At 62.4% G+C, this 15,068-nt stretch carries 17 protein-coding genes; 10 read left to right on the top strand and 7 right to left on the bottom strand.

Features of this window, described 5'->3' with window-relative positions; genetic code table 11:
• Positions 1–205: 205 nt before the first annotated feature.
• A complete protein-coding gene (locus V6M52_RS13785; RefSeq protein WP_332701434.1) occupies positions 206–415 on the top strand; it encodes a hypothetical protein in 210 nt (69 codons plus the stop codon).
• 21 nt (positions 416–436) lie between these two features.
• Here V6M52_RS13785 and V6M52_RS13780 read toward each other — a convergent pair whose 3' ends face one another.
• A complete protein-coding gene (locus V6M52_RS13780; protein WP_332701433.1) occupies positions 437–649 on the bottom strand; it encodes a hypothetical protein in 213 nt (70 codons plus the stop codon).
• A 193-nt stretch (positions 650–842) separates the two neighbouring features.
• Between V6M52_RS13780 and V6M52_RS13775 the strand changes: the two genes are divergently transcribed.
• The 4 genes from V6M52_RS13775 (at position 843) to V6M52_RS13760 (ending at position 4,579) form a co-directional block, all read left to right on the top strand.
• The gene (locus V6M52_RS13775; protein WP_332701432.1) at positions 843–1,160 is read left to right on the top strand and encodes an SH3 domain-containing protein; all 318 of its coding nucleotides are present in this window, start codon (positions 843–845) and stop codon (positions 1,158–1,160) included.
• 121 nt (positions 1,161–1,281) lie between these two features.
• A complete protein-coding gene (locus V6M52_RS13770; protein ID WP_332701431.1) occupies positions 1,282–2,082 on the top strand; it encodes a DNA-methyltransferase in 801 nt (266 codons plus the stop codon).
• Positions 2,082–3,962 (top strand): AAA family ATPase, encoded by a 1,881-nt coding sequence (locus V6M52_RS13765; RefSeq protein ID WP_332701430.1) that lies wholly within the window; start codon positions 2,082–2,084, stop codon positions 3,960–3,962. The genes V6M52_RS13770 and V6M52_RS13765 overlap by 1 nt, the downstream gene beginning before the upstream one ends.
• Entirely contained in the window at positions 3,932–4,579 is a 648-nt protein-coding gene (locus tag V6M52_RS13760; protein ID WP_332701429.1) for a hypothetical protein, read from the top strand. The genes V6M52_RS13765 and V6M52_RS13760 overlap by 31 nt, the downstream gene beginning before the upstream one ends.
• Here the strand turns inward: V6M52_RS13760 and uvrB are convergent.
• On the bottom strand, positions 4,576–7,119 hold the full coding sequence (gene uvrB / locus V6M52_RS13755) for an excinuclease ABC subunit UvrB (protein WP_442881866.1): 2,544 nt from the start codon (positions 7,117–7,119) through the stop codon (positions 4,576–4,578). The genes V6M52_RS13760 and uvrB overlap by 4 nt on opposite strands.
• A 333-nt stretch (positions 7,120–7,452) precedes the next feature.
• On the opposite strand from uvrB, the gene V6M52_RS13750 reads away from it, so the two are divergent.
• From V6M52_RS13750 to V6M52_RS13735, 4 genes are all read left to right on the top strand, one after another.
• Positions 7,453–7,647, top strand: coding sequence for a hypothetical protein (locus tag V6M52_RS13750; protein WP_332701427.1), 195 nt, complete (start codon positions 7,453–7,455; stop codon positions 7,645–7,647).
• A gap of 169 nt (positions 7,648–7,816) precedes the next feature.
• Positions 7,817–8,047, top strand: a complete 231-nt coding sequence (locus V6M52_RS13745; RefSeq protein WP_332688810.1) for a hypothetical protein — start codon at positions 7,817–7,819, stop codon at positions 8,045–8,047.
• Between the two features lie 69 nt (positions 8,048–8,116).
• Entirely contained in the window at positions 8,117–8,365 is a 249-nt protein-coding gene (locus V6M52_RS13740) for a hypothetical protein (RefSeq protein ID WP_332688808.1), read from the top strand.
• A 538-nt stretch (positions 8,366–8,903) separates the two neighbouring features.
• A complete protein-coding gene (locus V6M52_RS13735; RefSeq protein WP_332701426.1) occupies positions 8,904–10,808 on the top strand; it encodes a diguanylate cyclase in 1,905 nt (634 codons plus the stop codon).
• Between the two features lie 3 nt (positions 10,809–10,811).
• On the opposite strand, the gene arsC is transcribed toward V6M52_RS13735, so the two are convergent.
• The 5 genes from arsC to V6M52_RS13710 form a co-directional block, all read right to left on the bottom strand.
• Positions 10,812–11,234: an arsenate reductase (glutaredoxin) gene (arsC, locus tag V6M52_RS13730; RefSeq protein WP_332701425.1), complete on the bottom strand. Its 423-nt coding sequence runs from the start codon at positions 11,232–11,234 to the stop codon at positions 10,812–10,814.
• Positions 11,231–12,292 (bottom strand): ACR3 family arsenite efflux transporter, encoded by a 1,062-nt coding sequence (gene arsB, locus V6M52_RS13725; protein ID WP_332701424.1) that lies wholly within the window; start codon positions 12,290–12,292, stop codon positions 11,231–11,233. The genes arsC and arsB overlap by 4 nt, the downstream gene beginning before the upstream one ends.
• A 38-nt stretch (positions 12,293–12,330) precedes the next feature.
• On the bottom strand, positions 12,331–12,858 hold the full coding sequence (locus tag V6M52_RS13720; protein WP_332701423.1) for an arsenate reductase ArsC: 528 nt from the start codon (positions 12,856–12,858) through the stop codon (positions 12,331–12,333).
• Positions 12,851–13,207, bottom strand: coding sequence for an ArsR/SmtB family transcription factor (locus V6M52_RS13715; RefSeq protein ID WP_332701422.1), 357 nt, complete (start codon positions 13,205–13,207; stop codon positions 12,851–12,853). The genes V6M52_RS13720 and V6M52_RS13715 overlap by 8 nt, the downstream gene beginning before the upstream one ends.
• A 101-nt stretch (positions 13,208–13,308) precedes the next feature.
• Positions 13,309–13,713: a hypothetical protein gene (locus V6M52_RS13710; protein ID WP_332688797.1), complete on the bottom strand. Its 405-nt coding sequence runs from the start codon at positions 13,711–13,713 to the stop codon at positions 13,309–13,311.
• A 225-nt stretch (positions 13,714–13,938) separates the two neighbouring features.
• Here V6M52_RS13710 and V6M52_RS13705 point away from each other — a divergent pair, with 225 nt between their 5' ends.
• Positions 13,939–14,889, top strand: a complete 951-nt coding sequence (locus V6M52_RS13705) for a helix-turn-helix transcriptional regulator (protein ID WP_332701421.1) — start codon at positions 13,939–13,941, stop codon at positions 14,887–14,889.
• The last annotated feature ends 179 nt before the right edge of the window (positions 14,890–15,068 follow it).

Below are 15,068 nucleotides of genomic sequence, written 5' to 3'. Positions count from 1 at the left end.
CAGGACGCAGGAGGCGGGAGGCGGAGGCGAGAGGCAGAGGCGGAGGCGGAGGCAGAGGCAGAGACAGAGGCTGGGGCGGGGAGGCGATGCACGGAGGCGGCCCGGCGCCTGGGCGATGCGGGCAATGCGCAATGGCCCTTAGGGATGGTTTCGGACGCGAGGGGGCGGCGACTCGGATTGGCTGGCTGTTTTCACGGAGGCAGCGATGGCCGAGCATTACTATGTGAATGACACGGCGCAGCCCAACGGCGACCACGAGGTGCATGCGCAGAACTGCTACTGGCTCGGCCAGGCGCGCAGCACGACCTATCTCGGGCTTTTCGCGACCTGCAGGGAAGCGGTTGCGGCGGCCAGGCGGCACTACCGCCAGAGCAATGGCTGCGCCCACTGCGCGGCGGCATGCCACACCAGCTGACGATCTGGGCCGGCGGCCGATCTAGCGACGGCGGAGACTGCGCCAGAGCAGGGCCGCGCCGAACAACAGTGCCAAAAGGCCGGCAATGGCCCAGGGCAATGACGGGCCTTCGAGCGCTTCGCATTCGGCGACGCAGAGGATCGGCGCGATGGTGACCAGCCCGGTGCCCTGCAGGAACCACAGGCCGCCCAGCAGCATGGCCACGACGCCGATGGCGACGGCGAGGTATTTCATCGCTTTTCTCCTGAATTTCTGGAGGGACCCTAGCTGAGCCTGCCGGCAGGGGCCAGAGCAGGGCGTCAGGAGAGGCGGGCTGGGGATTGGTGGCCGTTTGGCCGTGAGCCTGGTTACCGGGCGGTTCGGGCGCCTGCCCCAGGGTCTATAGACTCGGCGATGGCTTCCGCCCGATGGTCTGGCTGGGGGGAAGATGCGCAAGCTATTTTGGGTGCTTCTCGGCATCATGGTGTTGGCCGCGCTCGGCAATCTCATCGGGGGGACGGATACGCCGGTGACGGCCTCGGTCAATCCGGCTTCCGGGCCGGCCTCGGTGCGGGCGGATGTACCGGCGGCGCCGCGTTTCGACGCGACACTGTTCGTTTCGGCCAGCAGCCTCAACCTGCGCGAGGCGCCGAGTACCGATGCGCGGGTGCTCGCCAGCCTCAAGCGCAATACCAAGGTGCTGGTCGGCGAGCGGCGGAGTGTTGATCGACATAGTAGCGTAGCCTTGCCAACGATGACGTTCTAGGGCAACGGCGATCTACGCCGCGTACAATCTTCGCTTCTGTACTGCCTTGCGGTACAACACTCGGACAATCTGAAGGAATCGAATGTTAAGCGGGACTCATACATGGTCCGGAACGTCCAGCTTGGGCATTCCGTGGGAGGTTCACCGGGGCGACGCTAAGGAGACCGCGAAGCTTCTCAGGCCAAACTCCATCGATTGCGTGGTTACTTCGCCCCCATACTATTGGCAGAGAGACTACGACGTAGAAGGACAACTGGGTCAGGAAAGCTCAATTCAGGAATACGTCAGTAAACTTTGTGACACTCTTGACGCCATTCGACCCTCTTTAAAGTCAACCGCAGTGGTTTTTTTAAATATCGGCGATACATACTATTCGGCGAAAGGCCTTCCCAAAGGTGATGACAAGAAAAACCGCCATCGACGTATGGGACTAAGGGCTGTCGACGCAAGCGGATTGGGAGTGCCCAGGAAAACTGCCATCGGCATCCCGTGGCGCGTCGCGTTGGAACTCATCAATCGTAAGTGGATATTGCGGAGCCCTATAGTCTGGCACCGCGCGAGCGCGATACCAGAGCCTACCGCGAAAGATCGACCATGGCGGACATACGAGCACATATTTATGTTTACCAGCACGCAGCGTTACTGGTTTGATAGAGAGAAGTTGGGTGGTGACGAGGACGTATGGGTTATCCCTCCTCAAAGACTGGACAGGTCAAAGTATCGACATTCGGCACCATTTCCTGACGCTCTTGCGGAGCGCTGTATTGAAGTGGGTGCGCCAGAGAAGGGTGTCGTACTGGACCCATTCGTCGGCTCTGGTACTTCTCAACTAGCCGCTTCGCGTCTGGGGAGAGCTTCGATCGGCATCGAGTTGAATCCTGAATTTTGTAAAATGGCAGTAGAAAGGTTGGAGGCGATCTAGTGGCGTATATCTCCACCGAACAGGTATTGCTGTCGGCCAAACGATTGGCTGACCTACATGTTTTCTTCGGCTTCGCGTTTCTGGGGTTCAAGAAAGCCGGCATTCCGGTGGGAAAGTCGATACCCCTTACATACCGCTACATTCACATCGAGATTTTGGAGGAATACTTCAGGCTGCTGCCTGATGTGGACAAATTCTTTAGCCCATTTGCCAGCTCAAATCCGTCCAATCCCTGGGTCAGCAATCGATACGCTTCGACCACATTGCAGAGGGTCGTGAAGGATACATTCGGCGACGCGTTTGTGCATGCAGGCAAATCGACTTGGGGTTGGCGGGAGCAGTACGTTAAAATCTTGGCCGATTTGATGCGCAGCAACCGTAGCGCCCGTATCCCTGTCGCGGATCTGGCCGTTTGGCTGTACCGAGATCGTGTCATCGATTTGGGCAAGCGTCCTGCTCGACAACTCGAAGTCTGGTTTCAGTCAGAATTTAACTTCTCGGAGGAGGAGTATGAACAGTTGTGCTCGTCGGACCGATTTGATCGCCAGATCGACTTGGCAGAAGAACCTTACGATGAATCAACCGTTCTCAACACATTTGGCTGGCCAGACCTTGCGCGGCCAAACGATGGTGCAGTTCTCGACTCGATGGAGCTGCGAAACGTAGGTCCCGTACGGGATGTGCCGTATGAACCATCGTCTCGGCTGAATTTGATAGTCGGCGACAACAGCGTTGGCAAAACGTTCATCTTGGACACAGCTTGGTGGGCTCTTACGGGAGTTTGGGCAGATTTCCCCGCCGAGCCCAAGGATGGTAATCATCGGCGGTCCTCGGAAATTGAGTACACGCTCAAGAGCGGCGAGGCATTGGCACGCCCAAACCTTGCCCTTTACGACCCCTCTGAGGGGGGATGGAAGAAAAGGCAAGATGAGATTGAGGGCTTCGCCTTTTATGCGCGGCACGATGGGTCGTACGAAATCTGGGACACGCTCCGAAGCACATCTGCGAAATGGCGTTCGGCTCCAAATGTTCTAACTTTCAGCAAGACATCCGTGTGGGATGGCTTGGTGGCCACCGATAGCACTGGCCGCAGGAGGCACGTCTGCAACGGCCTAATTGTAGATCTGGTTGATTGGTATGCTCAGGGGAGCGAGAGCTTTCAAGGGCAGCTTTTCTCTCGAGCGTTGAAGATCATCGCGGCCGGCACCGAAATATCTGGCCTAGGACCCCCGACAAAAATCGCCAGCGACTCGCGTGCTATCCCAACGCTTCGCATGCCTTATGGCAGAGTTCCAATCGTTTACGCCTCCGCGGGAACTCAGCGAGCGCTGTCGATAGCGTACCTCCTGGTCTGGGCATGGACCGAGCATGCTCAAAGCGCAGAGGGCGTGAATAGAAGGCCATTCTCGACACCCGTCGTATTACTCGACGAGCTAGAGGCTCACCTACACCCCAAATGGCAGCGCCAGATACTTCCGGCCTTGGTGCGCATGTTGGAGGGTTTTGGGGCGGGCGTTTTGGCGCAAATTCACGTAGCCACACACTCGCCGCTGGTCCTAGCGTCAGTTGAGCCGATGGCCAACGACCACGACAGCATTCACCATCTATTCTTGGACGACAGCGAAGTCAGGCTTCGGTCCATGACTTTTGAGAGGCAGGGCACGGTAGATGCTTGGTTGATGTCTGACTTCTTTGATATGGACTCTGCACGATCCAAGGCCGCTGAGGACGTTATTGAGGCCGCGAAAAGCCTGCAAATTCAAGGGAGTGACGCGCCTCGGCGCGACGTTTTGAGGGTCCACCAGCGTCTTCGCGAGGTACTTCCGGACGATGATGAGTTTTGGATTCGGTGGAATTTCTTCAGGCGCAGCTTCGAATGATACCGTTCGTTCTTCAGCCTGAGCCTGCTGACTTCCAAGCAAAAGTTCGATCACCCGGAACATCGTTCCTTGCTACGGTGCCGATTGGCACGAAAGCAAAGTATCGCGGAAAGGAATATTGGCGAGCCTGCAAGACCGATCTGCGCGAGGCATTCGGTCACATTTGCGCTTATACCTCCCTTCATGTTGAGGAAGTAACTGGCGCGGACACGGTAGAGCATTACTTGCCGAAGGATAAACATCCAAACTTGGCCTATGAATGGACAAATTTCCGGTTTGTATGTTCGAGGATGAACGGAAGAAAGGGTACCAAGGCGGGCGTTATTGACCCATTTTTAGTTCCTGACGGCCTTTTTCAGATCGACTTTCCGTCCATGCTCATGACCGTTAATTTAGCTGAGGCGCAGGCACCCACTGCTGCTCAAACGATCAAGATTCTGGGCCTCAACGACGAAAAGTGTACTCGGTCGCGGTTTCGCTATGCTCATCTGTACGCGACTGAGGAAGTGACTCGGAATTTTCTTTCGCAACATGCCCCTCTGATAGACGCCGAGCTTACTAGACAAGCAATAAGCAGGGGGGCTCTAGCGGAGATGTTCAAGAAACAACCGACCTAGCTCACCTCGCCCGACAACGTATCCAGCTCCATCTCCCGCAGCCGCTTCACCTCATCCCTCAACCTTGCCGCCTTCTCAAACTCCAGGTTCGTCGCGGCTTCGCGCATCTGGGCTTCCATGTCCTTGATGACGGCGGCCAGGTTGGCGCCGACTTCGACGCGTTCCTTGCCGTCGCGGCCCTTACCGATGCTGACGGTGACGTGGTCGCGTTCGTAAACCGAGTCGACGATGTCGTGGATGTTGGAGCGGACCGACTGGGGCGTGATGCCGTGTTCGGTATTGTAGGCGATCTGTTTCTCGCGGCGGCGGTTGGTTTCGGCGAGGGCGCGTTCCATCGAGCCGGTGATGCGGTCGGCATAGAGGACCACCTTGCCGTCGACGTTACGCGCGGCGCGGCCGATGGTCTGGATCAGCGAGGTTTCTGAGCGCAGGAAGCCTTCCTTGTCGGCGTCGAGAATGGCGACGAGGCCGCATTCGGGGATGTCGAGGCCCTCGCGCAGCAGGTTGATGCCGACGAGGACGTCGAAGGCGCCGAGGCGGAGGTCGCGGATGATTTCGATGCGCTCGATGGTGTCGACATCGGAATGCATGTAGCGGACGCGAATGCCCTGTTCGTGCAGGTATTCGGTGAGGTCCTCGGCCATCTTCTTGGTGAGGACGGTGAGCAGGGTGCGGTAGCCGGCCTTGTTGGTCTGGCGGATCTCGTCGACCACGTCATCGACCTGGGCCTTGGCGGGGCGGATTTCGACCGGGGGATCGATCAAGCCGGTGGGGCGGATGACCTGTTCGGCGAAGACGCCGCCGGTCTGGTCCATTTCCCAGGAGCCGGGCGTGGCGGACACGTAGACCGATTGCGGGCGCATGGCGTTCCATTCCTCGAAGCGCAGAGGGCGATTGTCCATGCAGGAGGGGAGGCGGAAGCCGTATTCGGCCAGGGTCGCCTTGCGGCGCAGGTCGCCGCGATACATGGCGCCGAGCTGGCCGATGGTGACGTGGCTTTCGTCGACGAAGACCAGGGCATTGTCGGGGAGATATTCGAACAGGGTCGGCGGTGGCTCGCCGGGGCGGCGGCCGGAGAAATAGCGGCTGTAGTTCTCGATGCCGGCGCAGGAGCCGGTGGCTTCCATCATTTCGAGATCGAACAGGCTGCGCTGTTCGAGGCGCTGGGCTTCGAGGAAACGGCCGGCGCCGTTGAGTTCCTGCAGGCGCGCGGCCAGTTCGGAACGGATGGCCTTGATGGCCTGGTTCATGGTGGTGCGCGGCGTCACGTGGTGGGAATTGGCGAAGACGCGGATGAAGCTGAGGTCGGCGGATTTTTTGCCGGTGAGGGGGTCGAATTCGACGATGGATTCGATCTCGTTGCCGAAGAGGGAGACACGCCAGGCGGCGGCTTCATAGTGGGCGGGGAAGATTTCGACGGTATCGCCGCGCACCCGGAAGGTGCCGCGCACGAAGCCGGTGTCGCCGCGCTTGTATTGCAGGGCCACCAGCTTGGCGAGCAGCTCGCGCTGGTCGATCTTCTGGCCCTTCTGCACGTCGATGGTCATGGCGGTGTAGTCTTCCACCGAGCCGATGCCGTAGATGCAGGAGACGGAGGCGACGATGATGACGTCGTCGCGCTCGAGGATCGCCCGCGTCGCCGAGTGGCGCATGCGGTCGATCTGCTCGTTGATGGTGGATTCCTTCTCGATATAGGTGTCGGTGCGCGGGACGTAGGCCTCGGGCTGGTAATAGTCGTAGTAGGAGACGAAGTATTCCACCGCATTGTCGGGGAAGAAGGACTTGAACTCGCCATAGAGCTGGGCGGCGAGGGTCTTGTTGGGGGCGAGGATCAGCGCCGGGCGATTGGTGGCGGCGATGACCTTGGCGGCGGTGAAGGTCTTGCCCGAGCCGGTGACGCCGAGCAGCACCTGGTCACTTTCGCCATTGTTGATGCCTTCCACCAGTTCGGCGATGGCGGTGGGCTGGTCGCCGGCGGGCTGGTAATCGGTCACCATGCGGAAGGGCCGGGCGGGGCCGCGCTTTTCGAGCTGGTTCTGCGCCTTGTGCGGCACCCAGGGGGAGGAGCCTTCCACCTCCTTGCGGCCATGCAGGATGATCTGCTCGAGCGCCTTGACCGTGGCGGTGACGCCCACGGTCTGGGCGTTTTCGAGGCTCTCGCCCTTGCGTGCCTTGTTCTTCTTGACGGATTCGTCGAGCGCCTCGCGCAGCTTGCTCATGGCGTCGGGATTGGCGGCGGCGGCGCGGGAAATGTCGCGGGCATTCATCGTCGCGGGCGAGGGCATGTGGCCGAAGCCGGCCTGGGCCGGCTCGCCCATGCCGTCGAAATCGATGCGGTCGACGGAGTTGATCTTGGTCTTGCTGGTCCTGGCCGACATGCCGGTGGCGGTGTCGTTATTGGACTTGGTGGAGCGGCGCTTTTCCAGCGCGGTCTTCTTCTTTTCCGCCTGCTGGGCAGCCTTGAGGGCAGCCGCTTCGGCTTCGGCGGCGTCGGAGGCGAGCTTCTGGTCGGCGCGGTCGAGCGCACGCTTGTTGCGCATGCGCTCGGCATAGAGCGGCTTGGACGCGGCGATGTCCTCGGCCTTCTCGATCTCGCCGAGGAAGTCGTCGATGGAAAACTCAGCTTTGCCGGGGCGGGCGGATTTGTCGGCCATGGGGCTTGCTCGCGTTCGAGTTGTCGCGCTTCCGAACCGGAAAACCGGTCACCACTTTCCTGGAAGCGCTCCAGCGCTGGAGAAGGCGACTCAGATGGGGAACGAGGCGCGGTTGTGCAATGTTCCCGACAGCATAACGGGTCTCGAACGGAGAGGGAACGGGGGCTGCTGACAGGGGATGGCAGCAACAGTTTATGCAAGTAGGACCTATTTGCAAAAATGAGAGGCGCTGGTGGGGAACGGCTCAATGGTGGTTTCCGCGAGATGTATGGCACGACGGTATTCAACTACCTGCACGCCCCTGCGCTCAAGCACCTGGCCTGGGAACTGGCCTATAGTGACGAACTTTGTCACGGCGTCACGCCCGGCAACTACCGGGTTGATGGCAAAGACGATTATGATCGCGGGCAATGATTATGCGCGGGCTGCCCCTGCGTTGAGGTAGGTCCCCGAGTCTTCTAGTTCGCAAAGCCGGTCCCCTGTGGATCGGTTTTTTTGCTTTCGGGGGATGATGATGGCGGTGCGGGCGTTTGGCGTGCGGAAACGGCGAGGCCGGGGGCGACTGGTTCTGGTCGGATTGCTGATGGTGACAACCGCTTTGGTGCTGGCGCCGAAGGTCGAGGCCGCGGTTGAAATCCTCGACCCGTCGCGGCCGGACCTGCGTTGGCGATATGTCGGAATTCCGGCGCTCAGCGCTGATGGCGTCATGTTCGTGGGCACCATGTCGGACCTGGGTCTGCTTGACCCGGGCAATCCAGTCGGCGAAGCCTGGGCCACCGATATCTCCGGCGACGGCTGGTGGTTGCCGGCCTGATGGACGTCGAGGGTGGGGCGGACCTATATCGCCCGCGTTGCGCCGGGTCCTGGTCCGGGAACAGGCATCATGAATGTGGCGGAGTACAATCGGTCGCTGTTCTCGACGACGTCGGTTGCACAGGCCGGCGAGTTCCTGACCTGGCTGCCGATGAACGAGGCGCATCATCGGCCGCTGATGCAGCAGGGCAGCCTGGCAGATGGCCACTGCGTTTGGGCGACCGGGGATCTGGGCGTGCATGGCGCCAGCCAGACGGCGCTGGGGCTGGCCGAAGTGGGCGGGTGCGTCGAACTGTTCGGTGGTTCGGTGGTTCGGTGACGGCCGGGCTGGGCATCGGCACCAGTCCCTCCTGGCAGCAACGGAAGGCGGGCGGCTCGAGCCGGCTCGGCGGGCAGTATGTGGTGGGCGAGGGTAGACTGGCAGCCGGATGGTACGCCGCTGTTGCTGTCGGTGACCGGCATGCTGGGTGGCTGGCAGGCCAATATCCATCGCGGCTACAGCAATGGCGGGAATACGGCCTATTCGGATGGGGTGACCGGCATTGGTGCCGGGGTGATCGCTAACCGGCGAGGCCGTCATTGCAAGCCATGGCGGAGGGACGACTGGAAATCCCAGGCGGGATTTCGGCTCGAGGCCGGGGGTGGCCGGGAGAGCGGGGAGGGGCTAAGCTGTTCGCAAGGGCCTATGAGGGTTGGTGAGTCCTTCCCCCGACGCATTACTGCCCATCTGCTTGATGCGAATGAGCGCGGTCTGATTTAGAAAATGGCAAAGAGTTCGATGATATTGATCTAGGCTAGCCCGTGACTCGAGCGGGTTATCCGGTGCAACTGCGGCCCGGTTCGCGAGGTAAGGTGGTTTGACGTCCACTTGGCAAATCCTGATCGGCAACGTCGCCGTGGTGATGCTGGTCGTGGTCGGGTGGGGGCATGCCCGGACCCGGTTGTACGGCTTGCCCGGGGCGGTGCGCAGCGCATTGTTCGGCGCGACCATGGGCGTTGGTGCTGTTGCCACCATGGTGATGTCCGCCGAATTCGCGCCCGGCATGCATATAGATATGCGCGCGACGCTGTTGGCGGTTTCAGCCTTTTTCGGCGGTCCGCTGGCGGCCGCCATCAGCGGCATCCTGGCGCTGGCCTGGCGCATCGGCATGGGCGGGGCCGGCCTGACGCCCGGCATCATCGTCATCGTCATGTTCGTGCTGGTCGGCCTGGGCGGGCGCCTGCTGGTCGGCCGCCGCGGCCCTGCGGCGTGGCATTGCCTGGTGCTGGGGATCGCCACCGCGTTGGTCTGGATCGGCGCGCTGGTGATATTTGCGCCTGGGCCCACATTGCCCATGCTGATCAACGTCGGCCTGCCGCAGGCGCTGCTCAACGTAGTGGCGACAGGCTTGGCCGGCGTGGTGTTTCTGCAGGCCCGGCGGCGCTCAGCCGAGCGCGACCTGCTGGCGGCCGCTTTGGCCCAGTCGCCTGATTTCAACTATATCAAGGACCACGAAGGCCGCTTCGCCGCGGTCAATAATACGGTGGCCGAGTTCAACGGCTTTGCCCGGCCCGAGGACATGATCGGCAAGACCGATTTCGACCTGATGTCGGCTGAGCGCGCCCAGGCGACGTTGGAGCGCGAGCGGGCCATCCTGGCCGGCGACACGCCGATGCTCGACTTTGAGGAATTGTTTGTCGATCGTACGGGGCGGGAGCGCTGCTTCTCCACTTCCAAGGTGCCGCTGCACAATGCCGCCGGCCAGATCATCGGCCTGGCCGGGGTGACCCGCGACATCACCGTCGACAAGCGGCTGCGGCAGGAACTGGTCGAGAACCGCGATACGCTGTCCTACGCGCTGGCTGAAATGTCCGATGGCCTGGCGGTGTTCGACGCCGAAGGGCGGCTGGTATTCTGCAACGAACAGTATCGGGCCTGCTTCCCGCATACCGGCAAGCTGCGGCAGCCGGGCGCTTATCTGCGCGACATCCTGCAGGCCGTGGTGGAGACGGATGAGCAGGTTACCGTGCCGCGGCACAATCCCGAGGCCTGGATCGACGCCATTGTCGCCAACCTGGCTGTGGAGAGCGAGGAAGAGATCAATCTGTTCGACGGCCGCTGGCTGCAATTGCGCACACGGCCGACCAGTTCAGGCTCGACCATGGTGGTGGTCGCCGACGTCACGCGCATGAAGCTGGCCGAACTGGCGCTGCACACGACCACCAATAAGCTCAAGGAACTGGTGCGCACCGACAGCCTGACGGACCTGCTCAATCGCCGCGCCTTCGACGAGGCCATCGAGACCGAGACACGCCGCAGCGCCCGGGCGGGGACGGCCTTCAGCCTGTTGCTGGTCGATGTGGACCAGTTCAAGGCCTATAACGACCACTACGGCCACCCCGCGGGCGACGAATGCCTGCGCCTGGTCAGCCAGCATCTCAAAGCCAGCCTCAAGCGGCCGGGCGACCTGGCGGCGCGCTATGGCGGCGAGGAATTCACCGCCATCCTGCCTGATACCGACGCGGACAGCGCCTATCTGGTCGCCGAAGGCTTCCGCCGCGCCCTGGCCGAGGCGCGCCTGCCGCACGAGACAAGCGAGCGCGGCTATCTCACGGCCAGTGTCGGCGTTGCCACCTATATGCCCGAAAACGTCCACCGCGACGCGTTGGAGCTGGTCCGCGCCGCCGACGAGGCCCTCTACAGCGCCAAGGGCGCCGGCCGCGACCGCGTCTTCGGCACCCGCATCGCCGGCAAGGGCCGCGCAGGGCGAGACGCCGCTTAGCGGTCAGACCAGGCGCTTGCCTGTTGCGTCGATGATGACCTCGCCATCTTCCTTGGTGAAGGGGCCGATGTCGGGGTTTTCGAGGATATCGAGCACGACTTCGGAAGGCCGGCAGAGGCGGGTGCCGCGCGGGGTTTCGACGAAGGGGCGGTTGAGCAGGATCGGGTGGGCCGCGATGGCGTCGAGCAGGGCGGCGTCGCTCAACGACGGGTCGGCGAGGCCCAGTTCGGCATAGGGCGTATCCTTCTGGCGGATGGCGTCGCGCAGGTTCATGCCGGCGGCCGCCACCAGTTCCACGATGCGCACGGAGGAGGGCGGCGTCTTGAGATATTCGACGACCACGGGCTCGACGCCAGACTGGCGGATCATGGCCAGGGTGTTGCGCGAGGTGCCGCAATCGGGGTTGTGATAGATGGTGACGCTCATTCGGCAGCCTTCGCTTCTGTATTGCGGTGCACAGCGGCGCCGCGCTCGTACCAGTCTTTGGAACCGTTGACGATCCAGACCACGGACAGCATGACCGGCACTTCGACCAGCACGCCGACTACGGTGGCCAAAGCGGCGCCGGAATTGAAGCCGAAGAGGCTGATGGCGGCGGCGACGGCCAGCTCGAAGAAATTGGAAGCGCCGATCAGCGCCGAGGGGCCGGCCACGCAATGCTGCTCGCCGGCGGCGCGATTGAGCGTGTAGGACAGGCCGGCGTTGAAATAGACCTGGATCAGGATCGGTACAGCCAGCAGCAGGATGACCAGCGGCTGGGCGACGATCTGCTCGCCCTGGAAGCCGAACAGCATGACCAGGGTCAGTAGCAGGGCGGCGATGGAGACGGGCTGCAGAATTGCGAGCGCAGGGTTGATGGCGTCGACGCCGCCATTGGCCAGCAGAAAGCGGCGCCAGAGCTGGGCGGCGATCACCGGCACGACAATATAGAGGCCGACCGAGAGCAGCAGCGTATCCCAGGGGACGGTGATGGCCGACAGGCCGAGCAGCAGGCCGACAATGGGGGCGAAGGCGACGATCATGATGGCGTCGTTAAGGGCCACCTGGCTCAGGGTGAAATGGGGTTCGCCCTTGGTGAGGTTGGACCAGACGAAGACCATGGCGGTGCAGGGGGCGGCAGCCAGGATGATGAGGCCGGCAATGTAGCTGTCGATCTGGACGGCCGGCAGCCAGGGGCGGAACAGCCAGCCGATGAACAGCCAGGCGAGCAGGGCCATGGAGAAGGGCTTGACGGCCCAGTTGATGAAGAGGGTCACGCTAATGCCACGCCAATAGGCGCTAACCTGGCGCAGGCTGGCAAAATCGATGCGCAGCAGCATGGGTATGATCATCAGCCAGATCAGCGCCGCCATGGGCAGGTTGACCTGGGCATATTCGAGCGCGCCGATGGACTGGAACAGGCCGGGCAGGAACTGGCCGGCCACGATGCCGGCGACGATGCAGAGGGCGACCCAGAGGGTCAGGTAGCGTTCAAAGATCGACATGGGGCGCCTTGATGGGGGAAGCGGGGGCGGTGAGGCGCTCAGGCGGCGCCTTCGCTTCGATTGGTGCTGCCTTCCATGGCGCCGATGCCGGCGAGCTTCGAGGGCAGGGTCATGCGGTCGATGCTGGCCAGCGGCAGGCTCATGAAGGCGGTGATGCGATTGCGCATGAAGCGCAGGGCGCTATCGAAGGCCGCCTGCTGCTGGAATGGCGTGCCCTTGATGGCGGCGGGATCTTCGATGCCCCAATGGGCCGTCATCGGCTGGCCGGGCCAGACCGGGCATGCTTCGCCCGCGGCATTGTCACAGACGGTAAAGACGAAATCCATTTTAGGCGCGTCGGGGGTGGCGAACTCGTCCCAGGCCTTGGAGCGCAGGCCGTCTGTGGCAATACCGGCCGTGCGCAGGGCCTCGAGCGTCAGGGGATGCACGTCGCCCTTGGGGCTCGAGCCGGCCGAAAAGGCCCGAAAATGGCCCTTGCCGACATGATTCATGATCGCCTCGGCCAGAATCGAGCGGGCGGAGTTGCCGGTGCAGAGAAACAGGACGTTGTAGACGCGATCAGACATGGCTGGAGACCTTTGGCGGACAGCACGGGGTGAAATCGGCGACCAGGGGTTCGCAAAGCTCGGGCCGGCCGCCGCAGCAATCCTGAACCAGGAAGCTGGCGATCTCCCGCACCCGGTCGATGACGGCGCGATAGACGATGGAGCGGCCCTGGCGGTCGGCCTCGATCAGTCCGGCACGGGTGAGAATGGCCAGATGGGTGGACATGGTGTTTTGCGGGACATCGAGTTGGCGCGCAATCTCGCCGGCCGGCAGGCCTTGGGGCTCGTGCTGGACAATGAGCCGGAAGGCCTCGAGGCGGGTGGCCTGGGAGAGGGCGGCGAAGATATCGATGGCGGCAGTTCGTTCCATATATCGAGATTAATCGATGTATATGGGCTGTCAAGACCTGGTGCTGGGAATTGCTCTGGAACATGGCGATGCAGGCGGTCGCCCGCCTGCATCGGGCGTGGCTATTGGGCGGCCCGTGGGGCGGTTTGGGCACCGGCACCGGCGGGCATGAAGACCACCCAGGCGAACAGCAATACGCCGGCAAAGGTGATCAGCGAGCTGGCGGCGACGATAGGCGTCATGCCGATATTGCCCTGCAGCAGCAGGTAGAGGGAGACGGCCATGATGACGACGCCGATGGTGTAGATGAAATACTGCACCATGGGCAGGCGGCCGGTGGCCTTGGCCGGGTTCAGCGCATAGTAGCCGCCGAACAGCGCGCTGGTGACCCAGCCGAGCAGGTTGATATGGGCGTGGGCGCCGATGACGTTGTGGTTCTGGCTGATCGACATGTAGATGCCGATGCTGATGCCGGCGATCAGAAACAATATGGCGCTGCGGAAGTAGAGATGTGCCAAGCTTGGCATGCTGAAGGGCCCCCTTGATGCGGCGAGACGCCGGGATGGCGACTCGGCGCACCTGCCGACGCTAGCGCTGTCGCGCGGCGGGTGGAAGATGGATGTCTTTTTGCCACGAAATGTGGACCGGGTTAAGGACGGCCCTTGCGCATAACTCTCGCCTTTTGCCAGAGTCCGAGCGGCTTGCCGCGACTTCGGGCGCGGCTATTGTGATGGCTTTGCCACGGAGGACCGATGAAGCAACAATGGGTTTTCTCGTCGGGGCACGAGAGCGTCACCGGAGAGTTCGACCATTCCGGCCGGATCAGTCTGGAGGACGGACCCTATCGGGGGTTTCTCGATCACCTGCCGGTGCGCGGGGGCGTGAGCCTGTTCCGGGCAGAGGGGCGCGCGGATAGTCCCTATTCCATGGCGGCAATGGGGGAGGTCGCCACTGACAACCTGATAATGGGCTGCATGCTGAGCGGCACTGGCGTGCTGGAGGCGGCGGGCAGTCCTGACCAGATCTGGCGCGATAGCGGCCAGCTCTATGCACTGAGCCTGTCCAACAGGCCGGTGCGCTATCACCTGCAGGCAGACCGGCCGTTTCGATCCGTGGCACTGATGCTGACACCAGACGCCGTGGAAGCGCTGGCGCAGGACCATGAAATGCCGGAGCTGACGCGCCCCACACGCCGGACCGGGCCGATCTCGACCATGCGACCGCTTGGGCCGCTGGCGCGCAAGGCGGCCATGGACCTGCTGCAGCCACACTATCGCGGCCCGATGGAGCGGCTTTATCGCGAGGGCAAGGCGACCGAATTGCTGGCGCTGCAGCTCGGCATGCTGGGCGAGCCTCATGACAGGGACCTGACGAGCACGGAATTGCGACGGGTCCGCGAAGCGCGAGAGCTACTGGTGGCTGATCTGCAGAACCCGCCGGACCTGGCCGGGCTGGCGGCCGCCGTGGGCCTGCGGGCCAAGCGGCTGAACCAGGGGTTCCGGCAGATTTACGGCACGACGGTGTTCGACCACCTGCTCGACGTGCGCATGGCAACCGCGCGGAACATGCTTGATGACGGCCTCGACATGCCGCTCAAGCAGCTGGCCTGGGCGATGGGCTATCGCCAGGCCAGCAACTTCATCAGCGCGTTCCGGGGCCGCTTCGGCATCTCGCCGGGCGCCTATGGCCGCCGGCGCGACTGAAATTATGATGGCAGGCGAGTGCATTGCCCAAGGGGCATGCGCGTTGTCCCGGACCATCCCCCATTTCTAGTTTGCCCGCCAACGGGCCGACTCCAGACGAGACGGTTCAACCGTCTATCTGGAGTTCGATTGATGAAACTGGGATTTGGCTCTTCGCTACTTGGTCTGATGCTGACGAC

Source organism: Devosia sp., assembly GCF_036676215.1.
In the GTDB taxonomy this organism is placed as follows: domain Bacteria; phylum Pseudomonadota; class Alphaproteobacteria; order Rhizobiales; family Devosiaceae; genus Devosia.
This window is presented reverse-complemented; position numbering and strand designations above follow the sequence as displayed.